Genomic DNA, 21,522 nt, shown 5'->3' with positions numbered 1-21,522 from the left:
CGACCGCCGGTGTCGACACCGTTCTACGTCTCGCCCCAGCAGGCCATGGCGGACCGCGCGGAGTACGCCCGCAAGGGCATCGCTCGCGGCCGCAGCGTGGTCGTGCTCACCTACACCGACGGCATCGTCTTCGTCGCCGAGAACACCTCCCGGGCGCTCCACAAGGTCTCCGAGATCTACGACAAGATCGCCTTCGCGGCGGTCGGCCGCTACAACGAGTTCGAGAACCTGCGCATCGGCGGCGTCCGCTACGCCGACCTGCGCGGGTACTCCTACGACCGGGCCGACGTCACCGCCCGCGGCCTGGCCAACGTGTACGCCCAGACCCTGGGCACCATCTTCTCCTCGGTCGGCGAGAAGCCGTACGAGGTCGAGCTGATCGTCGCCGAGGTCGGCCGCACCGCCGACAACGACCAGATCTACCGGCTCACGCCGGACGGCTCGGTCGTCGACGAGAAGAACTACGTCGTGGTCGGCGGCAACGCCGACTCGATCGGCAACTACCTGGGCCAGCGCCACCGCGCCGGACTGAGCCTCACCGAGGCGGTGAAGGTCGCGGTCGACTCGCTCGCCCGCGACCCCAACGGGGGCAGCCCGCGCGCCCTCACCCCGGAACAACTGGAGGTCGCGGTCCTCGACCGCCAGCGGTTCCAGCAGCGCAAGTTCAAGCGGATCCTGGGCAACCAGCTCGGCCGGCTGCTCGACGGGGACCAGTCCGCCGAGTCGGACGACGACGAGAACCCGGCGGCGAGCGCGCCGGAGTAGCAGTGCCTGCGGAGTCCCGTACGGCGGCCGGACCGCCGGCGTACGGGACTCCGGTGCCCCTGCGGCGGCCCAGTCGTCGTGGAGGCGGTTTCGGACAGCTCCGACAGAGAATGGAGTGCTCATGGACCGCCGGATTTTCGGGCTGGAGAACGAGTACGGCGTGACCTGTACGTTCCGCGGGCAGCGTCGGCTGTCGCCGGACGAGGTCGCGCGGTACCTGTTCCGCCGGGTCGTCTCCTGGGGCCGCAGCAGCAACGTGTTCCTGCGCAACGGCGCCCGGCTCTACCTCGACGTCGGCTCCCACCCCGAGTACGCCACCCCCGAGTGCGACGACGTGACCGAGCTGGTCACGCACGACAAGGCGGGCGAGCGGATCCTCGAAGGACTCCTGGTGGACGCCGAACGGCGGCTGCACGAGGAGGGCATCGCGGGGGACGTCTACCTCTTCAAGAACAACACCGACTCGGCCGGCAACTCCTACGGCTGCCACGAGAACTACCTGGTGGCCCGGCACGGCGAGTTCTCCCGGCTGGCCGACGTGCTCATCCCCTTCCTGGTCACCCGCCAGCTGATCTGCGGCGCGGGCAAGGTGCTGCAGACCCCGCGCGGCGCGGTGTTCTGCGTCAGCCAGCGGGCCGAGCACATCTGGGAGGGCGTCAGCTCCGCCACCACCCGCTCCCGCCCGATCATCAACACCAGGGACGAGCCGCACGCGGACGCCGAGCGCTACCGCCGGCTGCACGTGATCGTCGGCGACTCCAACATGTCGGAGACCACCACCCTGCTCAAGGTGGGCTCCACCGACCTGGTGCTGCGGCTGATCGAGGCCGGCGTGGTGATGCGCGACCTCACCCTGGAGAACCCGATCCGGGCGATCCGCGAGGTCAGCCACGACCTCACCGGCACCCACCAGGTGCGCCTGGCCAACGGCCGGGAGGCCAGCGCGCTGGACATCCAGGAGGAGTACTACAGCAAGGCCCTGGAGTTCGCCGACCGCAAGGGCATCAACACCGGCACCATCGCCCAGGTGCTCGAACTGTGGGGCCGCACCCTGGAGGCGGTGCGCACCGAGCGCCTCGACACGGTGGCCACCGAGATCGACTGGATTATGAAGTACAAGCTCATCGAGCGCTACCGCGAGAAGCACGAGATGAGCATGTCCAACCCGCGGGTCGCCCAGATCGACCTCGCGTACCACGACATCCACCGCCGGCGCGGCCTGTTCTACCTGCTCCAGGGCAAGGGCCAGGCGAAGCGGGTGACCACCGACCTCAAGACCTTCGAGGCCAAGTCCGTCCCGCCGCAGACCACCCGGGCCCGGCTGCGCGGGGACTTCATCCGCCGGGCGCAGGAGCAGCGCCGGGACTTCACGGTGGACTGGGTGCACCTCAAGCTGAACGACCAGGCGCAGCGCACCGTGCTGTGCAAGGACCCGTTCCGTTCGGTGGACGAGCGGGTGGAGAAGCTGATCGCCGGCATGTGACCGTCGGCGTGTGACCGACCGCCGTGCCCTCGGCGTTGACCGGCCCCGGTGGTGTCTACCGGGGCCGGACGCATGCCGGGCATACGCTGTCCGTCGAGTCGGGAGAGCCGACTTCGACCGACAGTTAGGACCACCGTGCGCCGCACCGCCGGTTTGCTTCTCACCCTGCCGCTGCTGCTCGCGGTCGCCTGCAGCAGCTCGCCCAAGGCGGCCGGACCGGCGACGCCGTCCACCCCGAGCGCGGCCCCGACGGTGCCGGCGCCGGTGGGCGAGGCCTCCCCGATGCCCACTCTTTCGGGTGGTGGTTTCGGCAGCAAGGCCACCATCACCATCCCCGAGGGCCAGCAGCCCAGCGGCCAGTTCGTGGTGAACACGGTGACGGACGGTGAGCGGTCGACGGTCGGCAAGGGCGACTGGGTGACGGTCAACTACACGGCGAAGGACTGGACCACCGGCAAGGACCTGCCCAGCTCGTACGACGACAACGGCAAGCCCCAGCTCTACCAGGCCGGCAGCGGGCAGCTGGTGCCGGCGCTGGACCAGACCGTGATCGACAAGAAGGTGGGCACCCGGCTGCTGGTGGTGGCCCCGCCGGCGGCCGCCTTCGGCGAGCAGGGCTCCACCCAGCTGGGCGTCAACAAGGGCGACACCGTGGTCTTCGTGCTGGACATCGTGGAGGCGCTGCCGCAGGACTCCACGCTGACCGGCAACATGACCCAGCCCGCCGCGACGCTGCCGCAGGTCAAGGACAACGGGAAGGCACCGGCGGGGATCACCGTCCCGGCCGGGCAGGCCGCCCCCGCCGACCTCCAGCAGGCCGTGCTGATCAAGGGCGAGGGCAAGCAGGTCAAGACCGGGCAGACCCTGATCGTGCAGTACACCGGGGTGCTGTGGAGCAACGGGCAGCAGTTCGACGCCTCCTGGACCCACGGCGGGGCGCAGGCCGTGCAGATCGGCACCGGCAGCGTGATCGAGGGCTGGGACAAGGGGCTGGTGGGGCAGAACGTGGGCAGCCGGGTGCTGCTGGTGGTGCCGCCGGCCCTGGGCTACAAGGACCAGGCCCAGGGGTCGGTGCCGCCGAACTCCACGCTGGTCTTCGTGATCGACATTCTGGAAGCGGTCTAGCGGGCGCTCTAGGAAGTCGCCGGGAGGATTCCGTACGCTTGGGCGGACGCTCGTACAACAAAGCGTCCGTCCTCATCCTGAGCTGTCATACTGCCCTCGCACTGTGGCAGGCGCCGCCCGGCGCCGGGGTCCGGGGCGGACGGGTACGGCGGCAGGCCGGCGCTCACCACGCCGGGCGCAGACCTGGAAGACCTCGTGGCGAGATGGATGGGGAGTCATGACTGAGAAGACGCCGAGCCCGGGCGCGGCCGGCACCGCGGCGAACGACGGCTCTGCGGGTGACCCGGCCGCCTCCCGCCCGGGAGGGCAGGCCACGGCGGACCGTGAGTCGATCGTCGTGCCCCCGGCGATCCTCGCGCAGCAGGCGGGCTGGGCGCAGCCCGGTGACAAGCCGCGCGCGGCCGGACCCAAGTCGGACGACGACGAGGCCCCGCAGATCTTCGCCAGCAACGTGCGCAAGGCCGACAGCTCGGAGGCGGGGTACGACGAGAACCCGCCCGGCGTCGGCAAGCTGGGCGTGATCCTCGGCACGGTGCTCGCCGTGCTGCTGGTCGGCAGCGGCATCACGCTGTACATGGTGAACAAGGACTCGTCGAAGGACACCGCCTCGGCCGCCCAGCCGGACGCGACGAAGTCCGCGCCGCCCACGCCGACCGCCGAGCCGGTGCCGCCGATCAAGGACAGCGCCAAGGTGCTGCCGACCGTCACCGGTGACTTCGGCAAGAAGGCCGAGATCCAGGTGCCGGGCGAGGCCTCCGACGGCTCCTTCGTGGTGAAGGTGCTGTCCGAGGGCAACGGCCCCAAGGTGGACAAGAACTCCTGGACCTCGGTGGACTACACCGCCAAGGACTGGAACACCGGCAAGGACATCCCGAGCTCGTACGACGACAAGGGCAAGCCGCAGATCTTCCAGGCCGGCACCGACGCGCTGATCCCCGCGCTGGACCAGGCCGTGATGGGCAAGAAGGCCGGCAGCCGACTGCTGGTGGTGGCCCCGCCGGCGGCCGGCTTCGGCTCCCAGGGCAAGCCGGACATGTCGATCGGCCCGAAGGACAACCTGATCTTCGTGATCGACGTCCGCAACGCCAACGCGCCCGACGCGGTGGTCAGCGGCACCGTCACCCCGCCGCCGGCCGACTTCCCGCAGGTCAAGGACAACGGCAAGAAGCCGGCCGACATCACCCCGGTGGCCGGGGCCAAGGACCCGACCGAGCTCAAGACCCACGTCCTGATCAAGGGCACCGGGCCGGCGGTGGAGAAGGGCGAGAAGGTCGTCGTCCAGTACACCGGCGCGCTGGCCAAGGACGGCAAGGTCTTCGACTCCTCGCTCAGCAAGGGCCAGGCGTTCTCCTTCGCGGTCGGCGGCGGCCAGGTCATCCAGGGCTGGGACCAGGGGCTGACGGGCCAGACCGTCGGCAGCCGGGTCGAGCTGGTGATCCCGGCCTCGCTGGGCTACGGCGACAAGGGCCAGGGCGACATCCCGCCCGGTGCGACCCTGGTCTTCGTGGTGGACATCCTGGACGCCGGTCAGGGCTGATCGACTTTTCGGGGACAATGGTGCGCGTGTGACCTTCGGGTGCGGCCGCGTGGCCGCGTCCCGGCGGGCGGCGGGCGCCCGTACCGTGGTCCGGACGGACCGCGGCACGGGTGTCCGCCGCTTGGTCGTGTAGGGAATTTGGGAACGTGAGAAGAGGGACCATGGCTGTGAACCTGAACGAGAAGCCCGAGATCGACTTCCCGATCGGCGACGCCCCGACCGAGCTGCAGATCCGCGACATCGTCGTCGGTGACGGCGAGGAGGCCAAGCCGGGTCAGAACGTCAGCGTCCGCTACGTCGGCGTGACCTTCGAGACCGGCGAGGAGTTCGACGCGAGCTGGAACCGGAGCCCCAACGAGTTCCGCTTCCCGCTGGGCGGCGGCCGGGTCATCAAGGGCTGGGACCAGGGCGTCAAGGGCATGAAGGTCGGCGGCCGTCGCGAGCTGACCATCCCGTCGCACCTGGCGTACGGCAACCAGTCGCCGTCGCCGCTCATCCCGGCGGGTTCGACCCTGATCTTCGTGGTCGACCTGCTGGCCGTCTGAGCCTGCTGTGACCTCGGGCCGGACCCCTTCGGGGGCCCGGCCCGAGGCCGTTCCCGGGCCCGGACGGCGGCTCCCGGGGACCGGCCGCGGGACGCGGCTTTTGCAGTGCGTACCGCTACCGGTACGGTCGGTCCCGCCGGGTGGGGATCGCCCGGTTGGCGCACCCCGCGCGCGGCGCGGCACACCGGAAGGGTCAGCGATGGCGATCGCCAAGGCAGAGCGGCTGATGAATCTCGCCCTGTGCCTGATGAACACCAGACGTCCGCTCTCCAAGAAGGAGCTGCGGGAATCCATCGAGGCCTACCGCGAAGCCTGGCAGAACAGCAGCGAGGACGCCTTCAACCGGATGTTCGAGCGGGACAAGGACGACCTGCGCGAGCTCGGCCTGGTGATCGACGTCGACGAGAGCACGCTGGACGGTGAGCTGGGCTACCTCGCCCGCGCCGACCGCAACCGGCTGCCGGAGATCGCGCTGGACGCCGAGGAGGCGGCCGCGCTGACCCTGGCCGCCCGGGTCTGGCAGCAGGCCAAGATGTCCGGCGCGGCCAGCGGCGCGCTGCAGAAGCTGCGCGCGGCCGGGGTGCCGTTCACCGAGGCCGAGGGCCGGACCGCCCTGGAGCCGCGCATCCCCGCCCGGGAGGCCGCGTTCGAGCCGCTGCTCACCGCCGCCCGGGACCGCCGCCCGGTCACCTTCGAGTACCGCAAGGCCGGTGCCGCGGCCGTCGAGCAGCGCAGCGTCGAGCCGTGGGCGCTGGAGTGCTGGCGCGGGCACTGGTACCTGGCCGGGTACGACCGGGACCGCGGCGACGCCCGGGTGTTCCGGCTCAGCCGGATCACCGGCAGGGTGAAGGCCAGGAGCGGGGCGTTCCTGGGCACCGTGCCCGAGCACGTGGACGTCCGGGCCACCGTGGCCAAGTTCGCCGGTGAGGGGGCCACCGCCACCGCGACCGTCCGGGTCCGCCGGGGCGCGGGCTTCCCGCTGCGCACCAAGGCGCTCGGCAGCACCCGGGTCGACGAGGTCTGGGACGAGCTGGAGATCCCGTACGGCAACGGGCTGGGCGCCGACCTCGCGGAGTTCGGGCCCGACGTGCTGGTGCTCGGCCCGGAGGAGCTGCGGGCGGATGTCATCGACCGGCTGCGGGCGGTCGCGGGGCTGGACACGGAGGACGTTCGGGCATGAGCAATGCGATCGACCAGACGCGACGGATGCTGTCGCTGGTCACCTACCTGCGCGAGCGGCCCGGGGCCGAGGTCGCCGAGGTGGCGCGCGCGTTCGGGATCAGCGAGCGCGAGCTGATCGCGGACCTCAACGTGCTGCCGATGTGCGGCACCAGCTTCCGCGGCGGTGACCTGCTCGACATCGACACCGACGGCGAGCGGATCTGGTGGCACAACGTCGACGACGTGGCCCAGCCGCTGCGGCTGGCCGCCGACGAGGCGACCGCGCTGCTGGTGGCCGCCCGGGCGGTGGCCGGGCTGCCCGGTCTGCGGGCCGGGGACCGGGAGGCCCTCACCCGGGCCGTCGCCAAGATCGAGAACGCCGCGGGGGAGAGCGCCGAGGGCAGCGCCCGGGTCGGCGTGACCTTCGAGGCCGAGAGCCACGTCTTCGCCGACATCGACCGCGCGCTCAGCGAGGGCCGCCGGCTTTGGCTGCGCTACTACTCGCACGGGCGCGGCGGGATGACCGAGCGCGAGGTCGACCCGATCCGGCTGCTCACCGAGGGCCACACCTACCTGGAAGCCTGGTGCCGCACCTCGGAGGACCACCGGATGTTCCGGCTGGACCGGGTCGCCGAGATCCGCGTCCTGGACGTCCCGGCCGACCCGCCCCGGCGCGAGCCGCGCGACCTCAGCGGCGGGCTGGTCAACCCGGCCGCCGACGACCCGGAGGTGGTGGTCGAGGTCTCCTCCGGCGGCCGCTGGGTCGCCGAGTACTACACCCACGACCGGGCCGAGGAACTGCCCGACGGCGGGTTGCGGATCACCCTGCGCAGCGCCGACCCCTCCCAGCTGCGCCCGCTGGCGCTGCGGCTGGGCCGGGACGGCCGGATCGTCTCGCCGCCCGAGCCGGCCGAGCAGGCGCGCTCGGCCGCGCGGGAGGCGTTGGCCGCCTACGGGGAGGGGCGGGACTGAGCGGTGGAGCCCGGGACGAGATTCAAGGTGTACTGCTCGCAGTGCCGGGAGAAGGTCGAGCTCCCGGCCGAGGAGTTCCGGCTGACCCTCGGCCGGACTCCCGCGCAGGCGCACTACAGCTTCGGCTGCCCGCTCTGCGGGGCGGCGGTCCGCAAACCGGCCGGCGAGAAGATCGTCGAGGCGCTCACCGCGGCCGGGGTGCGCACCATGCGGCTCGTCCCGGCGGAGGGGTGACCCCCGTATAGGGTGGGGCGCATGTCCTGGATGCTCGTCGCCGCCGTCCTGCTCGCCACCGCGGGCCTGCTGGTCCTCGGGGTCCTCGCGATCCGGCTCTGGCTGGACGTGCGGGCGCTGGCCAAGGGCGTGGACGCGGCGTCCCGGGCGCTGGCCGAGGCGGCGGGGGAGCTGGCCGAGGCCGTTCCCGCCCGATAGCACGGCCGGGTCATCGGCGGTACGGGGGCTGCTGTCCTGAGGTGAGGGCGGGTTACGCTCTCAGTGGCTCCAGTCCTGCCGGTCGGGGCCGCTGTCCTGTTCGGGCGGCCGTCGTCGGGGCGTCATCCGCAGCGGTTACCATCCGCGGCGGGCGGCCTGTCGGGCCGCGGATGCTGAAGGTGGTCGGCGCATGCGCTTCTCGATGACCGCGATCGTGGTGGTCGTGGTGGTGGCCGTCGTGCTGTTCGGGGCCAAGCGGCTGCCCGACCTGGCGCGCTCGCTGGGGCAGTCGCTGCGGATCCTCAAGAGCGAGGCCAGGGCGATGCGCTCGGAGGAGGAGCCGGAGGGCAGTGCGTCGGCCGTCCGGCCGTCCGCGCCGCCGCAGGTCTCGGCGCAGGGCTCGGCGCAGCCGGAGGCCCGGATCGTCGAGCCGGCGCCCGGCGCCCCGGGTGTGCCCGGCGGCGAGCGCCCGCACTGAGCGCGGCGCGCGTGACGTACCCGAGGTACGCGGCACGGGTGCCGCGAGCGACCACGGAGGCCCGTCGACCGGCGGGCCTCGACGCACGAGTTGAGGACCGGGGTTGAGCAAGCTCTCCAAGGCGCCGCAGAAGGCGCCCAAGGATCCTGAGGGGCGGATGGCCCTCGCCGATCACCTGCGGGAACTGCGCAACCGCGTGGTCAAGTCGGTCCTGGCGATCCTGGTGATCACCGTCATCGCGGCGATCTACCACAAGCAGATCGAGGACTTCCTGCTGCAGCCGCTGCCGCGCTGCACCGTGGAGACCGCCGGGCAGTACCACGGCAAGTGCGCCCAGGTCTCCAACATCGGTCTGACCGCCGGTTTCACCTGGATGTTGAAGGTCTCGCTGACGGCCGGCGTGGTCGGGACCGTGCCGATCTGGCTGTACCAGGTGTGGGCCTTCGTGGCGCCCGGTCTGCACAGGCACGAGAAGAAGTACGCGGTCGTCTTCATGCTCTGCGGGGCGCCGCTGTTCCTGGCCGGTGTGGCCGTGGCGATCCTGGTGCTGCCGACCACGGTCGACGTGCTGATCTCGTTCACCCCGAACAACACCACGCCGATCCTGCCGCCCGAGGACTACCTCGACATCGCGACCCGGATGGTGCTGGTCTTCGGCCTCGCCTTCGAGTTCCCGCTGCTGCTGGTGATGATGAACCAGGTCGGGATGGTCACCGGCAAGCGGCTGCTCGGCTGGTGGCGCGGCATGGTCATGGGCATCACGGTGTTCGCGGCCTTCGCGACGCCGAGCGCCGACCCGCTGAGCATGCTGGCGCTGGCCGCGCCGATCTGGGCGCTGTACTTCATCGCGGTGGGCATCTCGATCATGAACGACCGGCGCAAGCGCCGGAACGACCCGGACGCCGAGCTGGACGACGAGGAGGCCTCCGAGGTGGACCTCTCGGTGCAGCCGGTGGCGGGTACGGAGACGGTCGAGGCCTCGGCGACGCCGGCGGCGGGCGCCGCTCCGGTGCCGGGCGCACGGCGGGAGCAGATGGACGACATCACCTGAGCCGGTGAGTGATCGGGCCGCGGCCCCGGTTCCCGCTTCGTGCGGGGGCCGGGGCCGTCCGCCGTTCCGGGGACTCTCGGGGGACTCTCCGGGGAAGGGCAGGGGACTCTTGGCAGAGCAGATGGCATGTGACATATTACTGGCGTGCTGAAGACCTGGACACCTCCACTGGACGTCGTCGTGGTCGGCGCCGGAGTCGTCGGCGCCGCCTGTGCCTACTACGCCGCCCGGGCCGGACTCGCCGTCGCCGTCGTCGACCGCGGGCCGGTCGCCGGTGGCACCACCGGGGCAGGCGAGGGCAACCTGCTGGTCTCCGACAAGGAACCCGGGCCCGAACTCGACCTCGCCCTGCTCAGCACCCGGCTCTGGCGCGAACTCGCCGAACAGCTCGGCCCGGCCGTGGAGTACGAGCCCAAGGGCGGCGTCGTGGTCTCCTCGACCGATGCCGGACAGCAGGCGCTGCGGGCCTTCGCCGCGGGGCAGGCCGCGGCCGGGGTGAGCGCCGAGGAGGTTCCGGCCGAGCGGCTGCGCGAGCTGGAGCCGCACCTCGCCCCCGGGCTCGCGGGCGGCTACCACTACCCCCAGGACGCCCAGGTGCAGCCCGCGCTCGCCGCCGCCCACCTGCTGCGCGAGGCCCGCCGGGCGGGCGCCGAACTGATCACCGGGGAGGACGTGACGGCCGTGGAGCGCGGCCCGGACGGCGCGGTGCGCGGCGTACGGACCGCCCGGCGCCGACTGGCCGCCCCCGCGGTGGTCAACGCCGCCGGCACCTGGGGCGGCGAACTGGCCGCGCTGGCGGGGGTGCACCTGCCGGTGCTGCCCCGGCGCGGGTTCGTCCTGGTCACCGAGCCGTTGCCCAGGATCGTCCGGCACAAGGTCTACGCCGCCGACTACGTGGCGGACGTGGCCAGCGGCTCGGCCGATCTGCAGACCTCCGCCGTGGTCGAGGGGACCCCGGGCGGACCGGTGCTGATCGGCGCCAGCCGGGAGCGGGTCGGCTTCGACCGGACCCTCTCCCAGGAGGTGCTGCGCCGGCTCGCCGTCCAGGCCGCGGAGCTGTTCCCGGTGCTCGCGGACGTCACCGTGATGCGCGTCTACCGGGGCTTCCGCCCCTACCTGCCGGACCACCTGCCCGCGATCGGCGAGGACCCCCGGGTGCCGGGGCTCTACCACGCCTGCGGGCACGAGGGGGCCGGGATCGGGCTGGCGCCCGCCACCGGGCTGCTGATCGCCGAGCAACTGACCGGCAAGCGGCCGGAGCTGGACCTCGCGCCGTTCCGGGCCGACCGGTTCCCGGCGGGGTGACGCGCGTGGGCGGGGTGGCGGGCGTGGGTGTCGGTGTGGGCCGGGCCGTGGACGGATCGGATCGGATGAGCTGGACGACGGAATGGAGAAGCCGGTGACGCGTCGCCGAACCCCTGCCGGGCTGGTCGGGGCCGACCCCGGGCCCGGGCACCTGATCGAGTTCGACGGGCGGGCCGTCCGCGCCCTGCCCGGGCAGTCGATCGCCGCCGCGCTCTGGGCCGACGGCGTGCTCGCCTGGCGCACCACCCGGACCGGCGGGCGGCCGCGCGGGGCGTTCTGCGGGATCGGCGCCTGCTTCGACTGCCTGGCCACCGTGGACGGCCGGGCCAACCAGCGGCTGTGCCTGCTGCCCGCCGAGCCCGGCACCGTCGTCACCAGTCAGGAGGGCCACGGTCGTGCCGATCTCGCCGTCTGAGCGTTCCGAGTCGTCCGAGGGCTCGGGGTCGGCCGGGCGCTCCGGGTCGGCCTACGACCTCGTCGTGGTGGGGGCCGGGCCGGCCGGGCTGGCCGCCGCCGTGACCGCCGCCGACCTCGGGCTGCGCTGCGTCCTGCTGGACGGCGCGGACCGGCCCGGCGGGCAGTACTACCGGCACCCGGCGCCCGGACTGGGCGCGAGCCGCCCGGACCGCCTGCACCACCGCTGGCCGGTGTACGCCGGGCTGGCCGCGCGGCTCGAAGCCCACCCGCGGGCCGACTTCCGCGGCGGGCACCAGGTGTGGGCGCTGGAGCGGACCGTCGACGGCTTCGCCCTGCACGTCACCCGCGGCCCGCAGGCCGCCGACCGGGCGACCCTCCGGGCCGGGGCGGTGCTGCTCGCCACCGGCGCGTACGAGCGCCAACTGCCCTTCCCCGGCTGGACGCTGCCCGGGGTGGTCACCGCGGGCGGCGCCCAGGCCATGCTCAAGGCCGGGCTGGTGCTGCCCGGCCGGCGGATCGTGGTGGCCGGCAGCGGACCGCTGCTGCTCGCCGCGGCCTCCTCGCTGGTCGCCGCCGGGGCGGAGGTCCCGGCGGTGGTCGAGGCGAGCGGCTACCTCGGGTACGCCCGGCGCCCCGGCGTGCTGGCGGCCGTCCCCGCCAAGCTCGTCGAGGGCGCCGGGCACGGCGGCGCGCTGCTGCGGCACGGCGTACGGCTGCGGCCGCGCAGCGCGGTGGTCGAGGCGCACGGGACGGACCGGGTCACCGGCGTCACCGTGGCCCGACTGGACGCCGACTGGCGGCCGCTGCCCGGCACCGAGCGGCGGATCGCCTGCGACGCGCTCGCCGTCGGCCACGGGCTGCTGCCGCAGATCGACCTGGCCACCGAACTCGGCGCGGACACCCTCACCGGGCCGGACGGCGCGGTCGCGCTGCGGGTCGACGCCAGGCTGCGCACCTCCGTCCCGGGCCTGTGGTCCGCGGGGGAGACCAACGGCGTCGGCGGTGCGGACCTCGCGCTCGCCGAGGGGGAGCTGGCCGCGCACGCGGTCGCCGGGGTGCTGCCCGGGCGGGCGCTGCTGGGCCGCCGGGCCCGGCTGCGGGAGTTCGCCGCGCTGATGGCGGCGGCCCACCGGCCCGGGCCCGGCTGGACCGGGTGGCTGCGGCCGGACACCGACGTGTGCCGGTGCGAGGAGGTGCCGGTCGCGCGGATCGCGGAAGCGGTGGAGGAGCTGGGCGCGGGCGATCCCCGGACCGTCAAGCTGCTCACCCGGGCGGGGATGGGCTGGTGCCAGGGGCGGATGTGCGGTCCGGCCGTGGCCTGCCTGTCCGGCGCTGCGGAGCCGGGGGCGGACCGGCGGTCGATGGCCTGCCCGGTGCCGCTCTCGCAGCTGGCGGCCGGCCCGGGGGAGTAGGCCGGGCCCGATCCGTCGGAACGTCTCGGGCGGGACCCTTGTCTCCGGCCTGTCACTGTTTATAAAATGTCACACCTCACCAAGGAGCCCAACGTGTCCATCACCCCGCACGACACCACCCGCCCCTGGCGCGGCATCATGGTCGCCACCACGATCCCGCTGCGCCCGGACCTCTCCGTCGACTACGACGCCTACGCCGAGCACGTCCGCTGGCTGATCGAGTCCGGTTGCGACGGCGTCGTCCCGAACGGCTCGCTGGGCGAGTACCAGACGCTCACCGCCGAGGAGCGCACCCGGATCGTCGAGGTCGCGGTCGAGGCGGCCGGCGACGGCGCCCGGGTCATGCCCGGGGTCGCCGCCTACGGCAGCGCCGAGTCCCGCCGCTGGGCCGAGCAGGCCGCCGAGGCCGGCGCCGGCTCCGTCCTGCTGCTGCCGCCCAACGCCTACCGGGCCGACCACGCCTCGGTGCGGGCGCACTACGCGGAGGTCGCCCGGGCCGGGCTGCCGGTCGTCGCGTACAACAACCCGATCGACACCAAGGTCGACCTGGTGCCCGCGCTGCTCGCCCAACTGCACGGCGAGGGCTCGATCGTGGCGGTCAAGGAGTTCAGCGGGGACGTCCGCAGGGCCTACGAGATCGCCGAGCTGGCGCCCGGGCTGGACCTGCTGATCGGCGCCGACGACGTGCTGCTGGAGCTGGCGCTGGCCGGGGCCGTCGGCTGGATCGCCGGGTACCCGAACGCGCTGCCCGAGGCGTCCGCGGCGCTGTACCGCGCGGCCGTCGGGCACGACCTGGAGACCGCGCTGCCGCTCTACAAGTCGCTTCACTCGCTGCTGCGTTGGGACTCCAAGACCGAGTTCGTCCAGGCCATCAAGCTGTCCATGGACATCGCCGGACGCCCCGGCGGGCCGGTCCGGGCGCCGCGGCAGCCGCTGGAGCCGGAGATCGAGGCGGCCGTGCGTGCGGCCACCGAGAAGGCCCTCGCGGAGGGGCTGGCGTAGGGCCTGCCCGACACGGGCCGGCACCACCGGCACCACTGGTACTACCGGCACCACCCGTCGTACGGCCGGCTGTGCGGGCAGCCGGCCTCAACCAACCGCTTCGTCAGAGGAGTTGTGCGGAATGCGCAGCCGTCACGTGTTCCACGCCGTCGACTCGCACACCGAGGGCATGCCGACCCGGGTGATCACCGGGGGCTTCGGCGTCATCCCCGGCGCCACCATGGCCGAACGCCGGGTGCACTTCCAGCAGCACCTGGACCACTTCCGCACCCTGCTGATGTACGAGCCGCGCGGGCACGCCGCGATGAGCGGCGCGATCCTCCAGCCGCCGACCCGGCCGGACGCCGACTTCGGGGTGCTCTACATCGAGGTCTCCGGGCTGCTGCCGATGTGCGGGCACGGCACCATCGGCGTCGCCACCGTGCTGGTCGAGACCGGGATGGTGCCGGTGGTCGAGCCGGTCACCACGGTACGGCTGGACACCCCCGCCGGACTGGTGGTCGCCGAGGTGCGGGTGGAGGGCGGCGCGGCCAAGGCCGTCACCATCCGCAACGTCGCCTCGTACTCCGTCGCGCTGGACCGCAAGATCGAGGTGCCCGGCCACGGCACCATCGGCTACGACCTCGCGTACGGGGGCAACTTCTACGCCATCCTGCCGCTCGCCGAATTCGGGCTGCCGTTCGAGCGCGAGCGCAAGCAGGACATCCTGGACGCCGGCCTGGCCCTGATGGACGCGATCAACGCGAGCCCCGACCGGCCGGTGCACCCGGAGGACCCCTCCATCCACAGCTGCCACCACGTCCAGCTGCTCGCCCCCGGCTCCACCGCCGAGCACTCCCGGCACGCGATGGCGATCCACCCCGGCTGGTTCGACCGATCGCCCTGCGGCACCGGCACCTCGGCCCGGATGGCCCAGCTGCACGCGCGCGGCGAACTCCCGCTGGGGCGGGACTTCCGCAACGACTCCTTCATCGGGACCACCTTCACCGGGCGGCTGGTCGAGGAGACCGAGGTGGCCGGGCGGCCGGCCGTGGTGCCCACCGTGACCGGGCGGGCCTGGATCACCGGCACCGCCCAGTACTTCCTCGACCCAGACGACCCGTTCCCGGCGGGCTTCCTGCTCTGACGCTCTCTCCCGAACGCGCTTTGAAGGGCTGCTAGTTGTGACCATCACCTCGTACAACCCCGCCGACCCGACCGACCTGGTGGTCGCCGTCGAGGCACCCGGCGCCGAGGCCGTGCGGGCCGCCGTCGGGCGGGCCCGGGCGGCCCAGGGCGGCTGGCTGGCGGCCGGTGCCGGCGCCCGCTCGGCCGCGCTGGGCCGGATCGCCGAGGCGGTCGAGGCGCACGCCGAGGAACTCGCCGCGCTGATCGTGCGCGAGGTCGGCAAGCCGCTCGCCGAGGCGCGGGGGGAGGTCGCCCGGACGGCGGCGATCTGGCGCTACTACGCCCAGGCGCCGTACGAGCCGTCCGGCGCGGTGCACGAGACCGCCGCCGGGCCGGGCCTGCTGTTCACCCGGCGCCGCCCGCACGGGGTGGCCGGGCTGATCGCGCCGTGGAACTTCCCGCTGGCGATCCCGAGTTGGAAGGCCGCTCCGGCGCTGGCGGTCGGCAACACGGCGGTGCTCAAGCCCGCGCCGGAGGCGACGGCGTGCGCGCTGCGGCTGGCCGAGCTGGCCGCGGCCGTGCTGCCCCCGGACGTGCTCGCGGTGCTGCCCGGCGGCGCGGAGGAGGGGGCGGCGCTGGTCGCGGCGGCGGACGTGGTCTCCTTCACCGGCTCCACCGGCGTCGGCCGGGCCGTGGTCCTGGCCGCCACCGGGCGCGGGGTGCCGGTGCAGGCCGAACTCGGCGGCCTGAACGCGGCGTTGGTGCTGCCGGACGCGGACGTGGAACTGGCCGCCGGGCACATCGCGGCCGCGATCGCCGGGTACGCCGGACAGAAGTGCACGGCGACCAGCCGGGTGATCGCGGTCGGGACGGCGTACGAGCCGCTGCGCGAGGCCCTGGTCAAGGCGCTGGCGGCGGTGGACGACACGGTCTGCGGGCCGGTGATCGGCGCCGACGCGCGGGAGCGGCTGGTGGCGGCGGTCGAGTCGGCCGTCGCGGACGGGGCGAGCGTGCTGGTCGGCGGGTGCGCGCCCGACCGGGCCGGCTGGTACGTCGAGCCGACCCTGCTCGCCGACGTCCCCCCGCAACACCCGCTGGCGCGCGAGGAGTTCTTCGGACCGGTCGCGGTGCTGCACGCGGCGGCCGACCTGGACGCGGCCGTCGCGCTCGCCAACGACACCCCGCACAGCCTGGCCACCTCGGTGCACACCCGGAGCCTGGACGCGGCGCTGGCCGTCGCCGACCGGCTGGACGCGGGCATGATCCGGGTCAACGCCCCGTCCAGCGGCGTCGACTTCCACCTGCCGTTCGGGGGGGCCAAGGGCGCGGCCCACGGGGAGCGCGAACAGGGCCGGGCGGCACTGGAGTTCTACACCGTCGGCCGGACGGTCAGCGTGCTGCCGGGCGGGGGGCTGTGATGCCGGGCAGGGCAGCGGGGACGGGCTCGGGGACGGGGACGGGGGTCGGGACGGCGCCGGGTGCGGGGCCGGGGCCGGTGCTGTGCGTCCGTACGGTCGACTACCACACGGCCGGCGAGCCGTTCCGGATCGTGCTGGACGGCGTGCCCCCGATCCCCGGCGACAGCGTCGCCGAGCGGCGGGCCATCGCGATCGGCGCGGGCGGCAGCGCGACCGCGCCCCGGCCGAGCGCGCTGGAGGAGGTCCGGCGGCTGCTGGTGCACGAGCCGCGCGGGCACGCCGGGATGTACGGCGGGTTCCTGGTGCCGCCGGACGACGACGAGGCCCACCTGGGCGTGCTGTTCTGGCACAAGGACGGCTACTCGACCGCCTGCGGGCACGGCACCATCGCGCTCGGCGCCTGGGCCGTGGACTCCGGGCTGGTCCCGGCCCCCGCGGACGGCGTGGCCCGGGTGCGGATCGACGTCCCCTCCGGGCGGGTCACCGCGCTGGTGCGGCGGAGCGGCGGGCGCACCACCGGGGTCACCTTCCGCAACGTGCCGAGCCGGGTCAGCGCCTTGAAGCTGCCGGTCGAGACCTCGCGGGGGACGGTCGAGGTCGCGGTGGCGCACTCCGGGGCGTGCTACGCCTCGGTGCCGGCCGCCGCCCTCGGGCTCGCCGTCGAGCCCGGGCTGCTGCCCGAACTCGTCGCCGCGGGGCGGGAGATCAGGGCGCTGCTGGCCGGGTCGGAGGCCGTCGCGCACCCGACCGACCCGCGGCTCTCCGGGGTGTACGGGGTCGTGCTGTACGACGAACTTCCTTCGGAGGAGGGGGTGTTGAGCCAGCGGAACGTCGTGGTGTTCGCGGACGGGCAGATCGACCGCTCGCCGTGCGGCTCCGGCACCTCCGCGCGGCTCGCGGTGCTCGCCGCCGAAGGGCGGATCGCGCCGGGCGAGGAGCTGCGGCACGAGTCCGTCATCGGCACCGTGTTCACCGGGCGGGTGGTGGGCGGCGGCGACCCGCTGGGGGAGGGCGTCGTCACCGAGGTCGGCGGGACGGCGTACCGCACCGGGGAGCACCTGTTCGTGCTGGAGCCCGGGGACGCGCCGGGGTTCACGCTGTGACCCCCGATGCTGTGCCCCCCGATGCCGTGACCCCTGATGAGCTGCCCGGCGCGGGGGCTGAGCCGCTCCAGTACGCCGTGCCGGGCACCGGCGGGATCGGGCCCGCCGGGGCGGTGCGGGCGATCGAGCGGGTGCTGCTGGACGGGCTCGACCCGGAGGCGGCGCCCGCCCGGTCGGCCGTACCGGTGCCCGCCGGCGAGCTGCTGCTGATGCCCGCCGCCGCCGGGCCGTACGCCGGGGTGAAGATCGCCGGGGTGGCGCCGGCCAACCCCGCGCGCGGACTGCCCCGGATCACCGGCAGCTACCTGCTGCTGGACGGGCCGACGCTCCAGCCGCTGGCGCTGCTGGACGGCGCGGCCCTCACCGCCCTGCGCACGCCCGCCGTGACGGCGGCGGCGCTGGCGCGGCTCGCGGTCCCGGAGGCCGAACACGTGGTGGTGTTCGGCTCCGGGCCGCAGGCCTACGGGCACCTGGACGCGCTGCTCACCGTGCGGCCGCTGCGGCGGCTCACCGTGGTGGCGCGGCACGCCGGACGGGCGGCCGCGCTGGCCGAGTACGGGCGGGCGCTCGGGCTGACCGCCTCGGTGGGCGGGCCGGAGGCGGTCGGTCGGGCGGACCTGGTGGTCTGCTGCACGACCGCGCGCACCCCGCTGTTCGACGGAGTGCTGGTGCCCGACCACGCGGCCGTCGCGGCGGTCGGCTCGCACGAGCCGGACGCCCGCGAGGTGGACGAGGTGCTGGTCGGGCGGGCCGAACTGTACGTGGAGGCGCGGGCCGTCGCGGCCCGGGAGGCCGGGGACCTGCTGTTGGCGGGCGCGCTCGGGCGGCGGCAGGTGTGGAACCTGGCCGAGCTGCTGCGCGGCGACGCGCTGCTGCCGCAGGGGCGGCCGCGGTTCTTCAAGAGCGTCGGGATGGCCTGGGAGGACCTGGCGGTGGCGGCGGAGGTGTACCGGGCCGGGGCGCCGTCGTCGCCTCAGTCCCCGTAGAGGCTGAGCCAACTCCCCGGTATAGCTGCGCAGTTGGCGAGCAGGTTGCGCAGGTCGCGGACGGCCGCCCGCTGCGGTTCGGTGGTGCAGCGGGCGAGCAGGGCGGTGGCCTCCTCGAAGGCGGCGGCCGCGTCCTGCTCGTTGAAGTGGGTGTCGCCGTACGGGTCGATCCGGGCGAGCCGGTGGTCGGCGGGCCGGGTGTGCGCGGCCAGGGCGGCGGCGAGGGCCGGGCCGTGGCCGGTGGACAGGTGCAGCAGGGCGGGGGCGGTGCGGCCGGCGCCGGGCCGGCCGTCGTGCAGGGCGATCTCGATGCCCACGTTCCGGTCTCTCCGTTCGTCCGAGGGTGTTCCGGCGGTCGCCGGTGTGGCGTCGACCGTTGTGCCGACCGGTGGTCGCTGCCACCATGAACGTCGGCGGCGGCGACCGTGACAGGCTGTTCGGATTCCCGGCTTGTTGCACGCTCAACGTAACGTGACATTGTACGCTGGTGTTCTGCACCCACCGGAGGAACACCATGGCCGAGCTCAAGTCCCGCACCCTGATCTCCGTGCAGGAGCGGCTCCGCGACCAGGTCGCCCACGCGCTCCGGGCGGCCCTGATCTCCGGCGAACTGCGCCCCGGCGTCGTCTACTCCGCCCCCGCCCTCGCCGCCGACTTCGGTGTCTCCGCGACCCCCGTCCGCGAGGCCATGCTCGACCTCGCCCGGGAGGGCCTGGTCGAGGCCGTCCGCAACAAGGGCTTCCGGGTCACCGAACTCACCGAGCGCGACCTCGACGACTACACCGGCATCCGCGCCCTGATCGAGGTCCCCACCGTCGGCCTGGTCACCCGCACCGCCACCAAGGAGCAGCTGGAGCGGCTGCGCCCCGAGGCCGAGGCGATCGTCGCGGCGGCGCGCAAGCACGACCTGATCGGCTACCTGGAGGCGGACCGGCAGTTCCACCTCGACCTGCTCGGGCTGGCCGGCAACGCCCGGCTGGTGGAGGTCGTCGGCGACCTGCGCAAGCGCTCCCGGCTGTACGGGCTGACCCGGCTGGACGAGCTGGGGCAGCTGGTCTCCTCGGCGGAGGAGCACGTCGAGCTGCTCGACCTGATGCTGAGCGGCGACGCGGAGGCGGCCGAGGCCTGCATGACCCGCCACCTCAGCCACGTCCGCTCGCTCTGGGCGGGCCAGGACGAGGAGGCCGAGGCGGAGCGCCCGAGCCTGCGGCTCCGGGCTCGGTAGGGGGCTAAACCACCCGTTCGGGTGAATGCGGAGGATCGGGCGTCGGAGGGTGCCCGCGCTCTACCATGATGGTCCCGACATCGGCAGCCAGGAGGATTTCCATGTCCGCCGCCGCAGTGGAAGGACCCTTCGAGCAGGTGACGTTGCTCGAAGCCGCAGAGCTGATCTCCGATCGACTCGTGGGGCACCGGGTCGAGGTTCTTGGAGGACAGATCACGGTGACGCCGCCTCCGGACGGGCCGCACAATGACATGCTCACCGACCTGATCATCCCTTTGTCGGCGGCGGGGCTCCATGGTGATGTGTCCCGAGTGGTCCCGGGGATGGGTCTGTGGTTGCCGAGCGGACCGTCCGATTATGCGGTTCCGGATCTGTGTGTCGTCGATGCCGACTACCGAGAACACCTGATCGAGCTCAATTGCTATGACCCGATGGTCTTCCGTCTTGTACTGGAAGTGACATCGTCGAACTTCACGACTGATCTGAAGGTCAAGCCTCTGCTGTACGCCGAGGCAGGGGTGCCCGTCTACGTCATCGTGGACCGGACGAACCAGCGGGTCATGGTGCTCACCGACCCCAAGGACGGCGAGTACCGGGTGCACGCGGTACACCATCCGGGGCAGTCGTTCACGCTGCCCGAGTCGATCGGGGCAACGGTGACGCTCTCGGTGGACGACGTACTCATGACCAAGAAGTAGTCGTCTTCGTGCTCCACTTGGCTGACGCCCTTTTCGAGCGCTTTCCCCGGCGCCGGGTGGAGGTGCTCGGTGGCGAGGTGTCCGTTGAACCGGTGCCGGACATGCGGCATGCCAGGGTTCTGAACCGTGTGCGGAGGGCCTGCTCTGCGGCGGGGTCGGACGATGGAGATACCGAGGTTTTCCAACGGATCGCGATCTGGCTGCCGACCGGGCCCGATGACTTCGCGATGCCGGACCTGTCGATCGTCGATGCGGACAGCGACGATCACATGGTCACGTACAACTGCTACGACCCGAAGATCTTCCGGTTCGTGCTGGAGGTGACCTCGGCCGCATTGTGCAGCGATCTCACCAGGAAGCCCGCCGCCTACGCGCTCGCGGGGGTGCCGGTCTACGTGGTCGTGGACCGGATCGGGCGTCGGGTCCTGGTGATGACGGACCCTGTGGACGGCGTGTACCGGGAGCAGGCCGTCCACGCCTCGGGGGAGTTCACCTTGCCGGAGTCGATCGGCGCGGTGGTGGCCCTGAGCGTGGACGACCTCCTCTTCTAACGGGTCGGAGCGGGGATGGTCACGCGGCCGTCGTGGACCTCGGCGATCTGGTCGACGGCGGTCAGGTGGGTGCGGTCGTGGGTGACCAGGACGGTGGCGGTCGCCCGGCGGTGGGTGAGTTCGGTGATCAACTCCAGGACGGCCGCGCCGCGTTCGTGGTCGAGGGCGCTGGTGGGCTCGTCCACCAGCAGCACCGTGGGGTCGTTCATCAGGGCGCGGGCGATGTTGACCCGCTGGCGCTGTCCGCCGGAGAGCTGGTGCGGGCGGCGGGCGGCCTGGTCGCGCAGGCCGACGGCGTCCAGGAGTTCCAGGGCGCGGGGGAGGGCGCTGCGGGGGGAGCGGCCGTCGAGGTGGGCCATCACCTGGAGCTGTTCCGCGGCCGTCAACGAGGGCAGCAGGTTGGGCTGTTGGAAGACGATGCCGATCCGGGTGCGGCGCAGGGCGGTGAGTTCGGCGCGGCCGAGGCCCGCGGTGTCGGTGCCGTCCACGACGACCCGGCCGGTGTCCGGGCCGATCAGGGTGGCGGCGACGGCCAGCAGGCTGGACTTGCCGGAGCCGGACGGGCCGACGACGGCCGTGAGGGTGCCCTTGGGGACGGTCAGCGAGATGTCGTCCAGGGCGGTGAGCCGGCCGTCGCCGTCCGGGTAGGTCAGGGTGATGCGGTCGAGTTCCAAGCTCATGCGCCCGCCTCGCTTCGCTCGGCGGGGGCATTCGCCCACGCGCACCTTTCGATGGTCACTTCGCTTCGC

The 21,522-nt window shown here is 73.4% G+C and carries 24 protein-coding genes; 22 read left to right on the top strand and 2 right to left on the bottom strand.

Features of this window, described 5'->3' with window-relative positions; genetic code table 11:
* Positions 1 to 9 precede the first annotated feature (9 nt).
* The 19 genes from prcA to ACFXOZ_RS18310 all read left to right on the top strand — a co-directional run bounded on the left by prcA (position 10) and on the right by ACFXOZ_RS18310 (position 18,299).
* A complete protein-coding gene (gene prcA, locus ACFXOZ_RS18400) occupies positions 10 to 765 on the top strand; it encodes a proteasome subunit alpha (RefSeq protein ID WP_380591453.1) in 756 nt (251 codons plus the stop codon).
* A gap of 121 nt (positions 766 to 886) precedes the next feature.
* Complete coding sequence (gene pafA / locus ACFXOZ_RS18395) at positions 887 to 2,248, top strand: Pup--protein ligase (RefSeq protein ID WP_375890798.1); 1,362 nt, start codon at positions 887 to 889, stop codon at positions 2,246 to 2,248.
* Between the two features lie 135 nt (positions 2,249 to 2,383).
* Complete coding sequence (locus tag ACFXOZ_RS18390) at positions 2,384 to 3,373, top strand: FKBP-type peptidyl-prolyl cis-trans isomerase (RefSeq protein WP_375890800.1); 990 nt, start codon at positions 2,384 to 2,386, stop codon at positions 3,371 to 3,373.
* A gap of 217 nt (positions 3,374 to 3,590) precedes the next feature.
* Positions 3,591 to 4,910: an FKBP-type peptidyl-prolyl cis-trans isomerase gene (locus ACFXOZ_RS18385; protein WP_375890802.1), complete on the top strand. Its 1,320-nt coding sequence runs from the start codon at positions 3,591 to 3,593 to the stop codon at positions 4,908 to 4,910.
* 161 nt (positions 4,911 to 5,071) lie between these two features.
* Complete coding sequence (locus ACFXOZ_RS18380) at positions 5,072 to 5,455, top strand: FKBP-type peptidyl-prolyl cis-trans isomerase (protein WP_375890804.1); 384 nt, start codon at positions 5,072 to 5,074, stop codon at positions 5,453 to 5,455.
* Between the two features lie 199 nt (positions 5,456 to 5,654).
* Entirely contained in the window at positions 5,655 to 6,635 is a 981-nt protein-coding gene (locus ACFXOZ_RS18375) for a helix-turn-helix transcriptional regulator (protein ID WP_375890805.1), read from the top strand.
* Positions 6,632 to 7,588 (top strand): helix-turn-helix transcriptional regulator, encoded by a 957-nt coding sequence (locus tag ACFXOZ_RS18370; RefSeq protein WP_375890807.1) that lies wholly within the window; start codon positions 6,632 to 6,634, stop codon positions 7,586 to 7,588. Before ACFXOZ_RS18375 ends, ACFXOZ_RS18370 begins: the two co-directional genes overlap by 4 nt.
* Before the next feature lie 27 nt (positions 7,589 to 7,615).
* Entirely contained in the window at positions 7,616 to 7,822 is a 207-nt protein-coding gene (locus ACFXOZ_RS18365) for a hypothetical protein (protein ID WP_333493513.1), read from the top strand.
* Between the two features lie 21 nt (positions 7,823 to 7,843).
* On the top strand, positions 7,844 to 8,020 hold the full coding sequence (locus tag ACFXOZ_RS18360; RefSeq protein ID WP_360230298.1) for a hypothetical protein: 177 nt from the start codon (positions 7,844 to 7,846) through the stop codon (positions 8,018 to 8,020).
* Positions 8,021 to 8,210: 190 nt separating this feature from the next.
* Positions 8,211 to 8,498, top strand: coding sequence for a Sec-independent protein translocase subunit TatA (gene tatA, locus ACFXOZ_RS18355; protein ID WP_380524703.1), 288 nt, complete (start codon positions 8,211 to 8,213; stop codon positions 8,496 to 8,498).
* 157 nt (positions 8,499 to 8,655) lie between these two features.
* Entirely contained in the window at positions 8,656 to 9,549 is an 894-nt protein-coding gene (tatC, locus tag ACFXOZ_RS18350; RefSeq protein WP_375890940.1) for a twin-arginine translocase subunit TatC, read from the top strand.
* 144 nt (positions 9,550 to 9,693) lie between these two features.
* Positions 9,694 to 10,854, top strand: a complete 1,161-nt coding sequence (locus ACFXOZ_RS18345) for an NAD(P)/FAD-dependent oxidoreductase (protein ID WP_380591450.1) — start codon at positions 9,694 to 9,696, stop codon at positions 10,852 to 10,854.
* A gap of 94 nt (positions 10,855 to 10,948) precedes the next feature.
* On the top strand, positions 10,949 to 11,269 hold the full coding sequence (locus tag ACFXOZ_RS18340) for a (2Fe-2S)-binding protein (RefSeq protein ID WP_380403980.1): 321 nt from the start codon (positions 10,949 to 10,951) through the stop codon (positions 11,267 to 11,269).
* On the top strand, positions 11,250 to 12,683 hold the full coding sequence (locus tag ACFXOZ_RS18335) for an FAD-dependent oxidoreductase (protein ID WP_380591448.1): 1,434 nt from the start codon (positions 11,250 to 11,252) through the stop codon (positions 12,681 to 12,683). Before ACFXOZ_RS18340 ends, ACFXOZ_RS18335 begins: the two co-directional genes overlap by 20 nt.
* A 66-nt stretch (positions 12,684 to 12,749) precedes the next feature.
* Positions 12,750 to 13,685, top strand: a complete 936-nt coding sequence (locus ACFXOZ_RS18330) for a dihydrodipicolinate synthase family protein (protein ID WP_380403977.1) — start codon at positions 12,750 to 12,752, stop codon at positions 13,683 to 13,685.
* A 121-nt stretch (positions 13,686 to 13,806) separates the two neighbouring features.
* Complete coding sequence (locus ACFXOZ_RS18325) at positions 13,807 to 14,811, top strand: proline racemase family protein (RefSeq protein ID WP_375890815.1); 1,005 nt, start codon at positions 13,807 to 13,809, stop codon at positions 14,809 to 14,811.
* 37 nt (positions 14,812 to 14,848) lie between these two features.
* Entirely contained in the window at positions 14,849 to 16,210 is a 1,362-nt protein-coding gene (locus ACFXOZ_RS18320) for an aldehyde dehydrogenase family protein (protein ID WP_380591446.1), read from the top strand.
* Positions 16,211 to 16,287: 77 nt separating this feature from the next.
* On the top strand, positions 16,288 to 17,313 hold the full coding sequence (locus ACFXOZ_RS18315) for a proline racemase family protein (protein WP_380591444.1): 1,026 nt from the start codon (positions 16,288 to 16,290) through the stop codon (positions 17,311 to 17,313).
* A 26-nt stretch (positions 17,314 to 17,339) separates the two neighbouring features.
* A complete protein-coding gene (locus ACFXOZ_RS18310; RefSeq protein ID WP_380591441.1) occupies positions 17,340 to 18,299 on the top strand; it encodes an ornithine cyclodeaminase family protein in 960 nt (319 codons plus the stop codon).
* On the opposite strand, the gene ACFXOZ_RS18305 is transcribed toward ACFXOZ_RS18310, so the two are convergent.
* The gene (locus ACFXOZ_RS18305; protein WP_375890822.1) at positions 18,287 to 18,616 is read right to left on the bottom strand and encodes a hypothetical protein; all 330 of its coding nucleotides are present in this window, start codon (positions 18,614 to 18,616) and stop codon (positions 18,287 to 18,289) included. The genes ACFXOZ_RS18310 and ACFXOZ_RS18305 overlap by 13 nt on opposite strands.
* A 197-nt stretch (positions 18,617 to 18,813) precedes the next feature.
* Here ACFXOZ_RS18305 and ACFXOZ_RS18300 point away from each other — a divergent pair, with 197 nt between their 5' ends.
* The 3 genes from ACFXOZ_RS18300 (at position 18,814) to ACFXOZ_RS18290 (ending at position 20,773) form a co-directional block, all read left to right on the top strand.
* Positions 18,814 to 19,524 carry a GntR family transcriptional regulator gene (locus tag ACFXOZ_RS18300; protein WP_380591438.1) on the top strand — a complete coding sequence of 237 codons (711 nt, stop codon included), beginning with the start codon at positions 18,814 to 18,816 and terminating at the stop codon, positions 19,522 to 19,524.
* Positions 19,525 to 19,625: 101 nt separating this feature from the next.
* Positions 19,626 to 20,222 carry a Uma2 family endonuclease gene (locus ACFXOZ_RS18295; RefSeq protein WP_375890825.1) on the top strand — a complete coding sequence of 199 codons (597 nt, stop codon included), beginning with the start codon at positions 19,626 to 19,628 and terminating at the stop codon, positions 20,220 to 20,222.
* Positions 20,223 to 20,230: 8 nt separating this feature from the next.
* Positions 20,231 to 20,773 (top strand): Uma2 family endonuclease, encoded by a 543-nt coding sequence (locus ACFXOZ_RS18290; protein WP_375890827.1) that lies wholly within the window; start codon positions 20,231 to 20,233, stop codon positions 20,771 to 20,773.
* Here the strand turns inward: ACFXOZ_RS18290 and ACFXOZ_RS18285 are convergent.
* Positions 20,770 to 21,453: an ABC transporter ATP-binding protein gene (locus ACFXOZ_RS18285; protein WP_380524711.1), complete on the bottom strand. Its 684-nt coding sequence runs from the start codon at positions 21,451 to 21,453 to the stop codon at positions 20,770 to 20,772. The two genes, ACFXOZ_RS18290 and ACFXOZ_RS18285, sit on opposite strands and share 4 nt — an antisense overlap.
* Positions 21,454 to 21,522 lie beyond the last annotated feature (69 nt).

The sequence above is a fragment of the Kitasatospora sp. NPDC059160 genome (assembly GCF_042755465.1).
In the GTDB taxonomy this organism is placed as follows: Bacteria; Actinomycetota; Actinomycetes; order Streptomycetales; family Streptomycetaceae; genus Kitasatospora.
The sequence above is the reverse complement of the archived record's forward strand: the minus strand, read 5'-3'. Positions and strand labels throughout refer to the sequence as shown.

What these genes read in the sequence shown, in the direction of transcription:
- ACFXOZ_RS18380 (WP_375890804.1), top strand. Translation starts at nt 5,072, where the DNA reads ATGGCTGTGAACCTGAACGAGAAGCCCGAGATCGACTTCCCGATCGGC.
- ACFXOZ_RS18370 (WP_375890807.1), top strand. Translation starts at nt 6,632, where the DNA reads ATGAGCAATGCGATCGACCAGACGCGACGGATGCTGTCGCTGGTCACC.
- ACFXOZ_RS18295 (WP_375890825.1), top strand. Translation starts at nt 19,626, where the DNA reads ATGTCCGCCGCCGCAGTGGAAGGACCCTTCGAGCAGGTGACGTTGCTC.
- ACFXOZ_RS18360 (WP_360230298.1), top strand. Translation starts at nt 7,844, where the DNA reads ATGTCCTGGATGCTCGTCGCCGCCGTCCTGCTCGCCACCGCGGGCCTG.
- ACFXOZ_RS18300 (WP_380591438.1), top strand. Translation starts at nt 18,814, where the DNA reads ATGGCCGAGCTCAAGTCCCGCACCCTGATCTCCGTGCAGGAGCGGCTC.
- tatA (WP_380524703.1), top strand. Translation starts at nt 8,211, where the DNA reads ATGCGCTTCTCGATGACCGCGATCGTGGTGGTCGTGGTGGTGGCCGTC.
- ACFXOZ_RS18325 (WP_375890815.1), top strand. Translation starts at nt 13,807, where the DNA reads ATGCGCAGCCGTCACGTGTTCCACGCCGTCGACTCGCACACCGAGGGC.
- ACFXOZ_RS18385 (WP_375890802.1), top strand. Translation starts at nt 3,591, where the DNA reads ATGACTGAGAAGACGCCGAGCCCGGGCGCGGCCGGCACCGCGGCGAAC.
- ACFXOZ_RS18285 (WP_380524711.1), bottom strand. Translation starts at nt 21,453, where the DNA reads ATGAGCTTGGAACTCGACCGCATCACCCTGACCTACCCGGACGGCGAC.
- ACFXOZ_RS18330 (WP_380403977.1), top strand. Translation starts at nt 12,750, where the DNA reads ATGTCACACCTCACCAAGGAGCCCAACGTGTCCATCACCCCGCACGAC.
- pafA (WP_375890798.1), top strand. Translation starts at nt 887, where the DNA reads ATGGACCGCCGGATTTTCGGGCTGGAGAACGAGTACGGCGTGACCTGT.
- ACFXOZ_RS18375 (WP_375890805.1), top strand. Translation starts at nt 5,655, where the DNA reads ATGGCGATCGCCAAGGCAGAGCGGCTGATGAATCTCGCCCTGTGCCTG.
- tatC (WP_375890940.1), top strand. Translation starts at nt 8,656, where the DNA reads ATGGCCCTCGCCGATCACCTGCGGGAACTGCGCAACCGCGTGGTCAAG.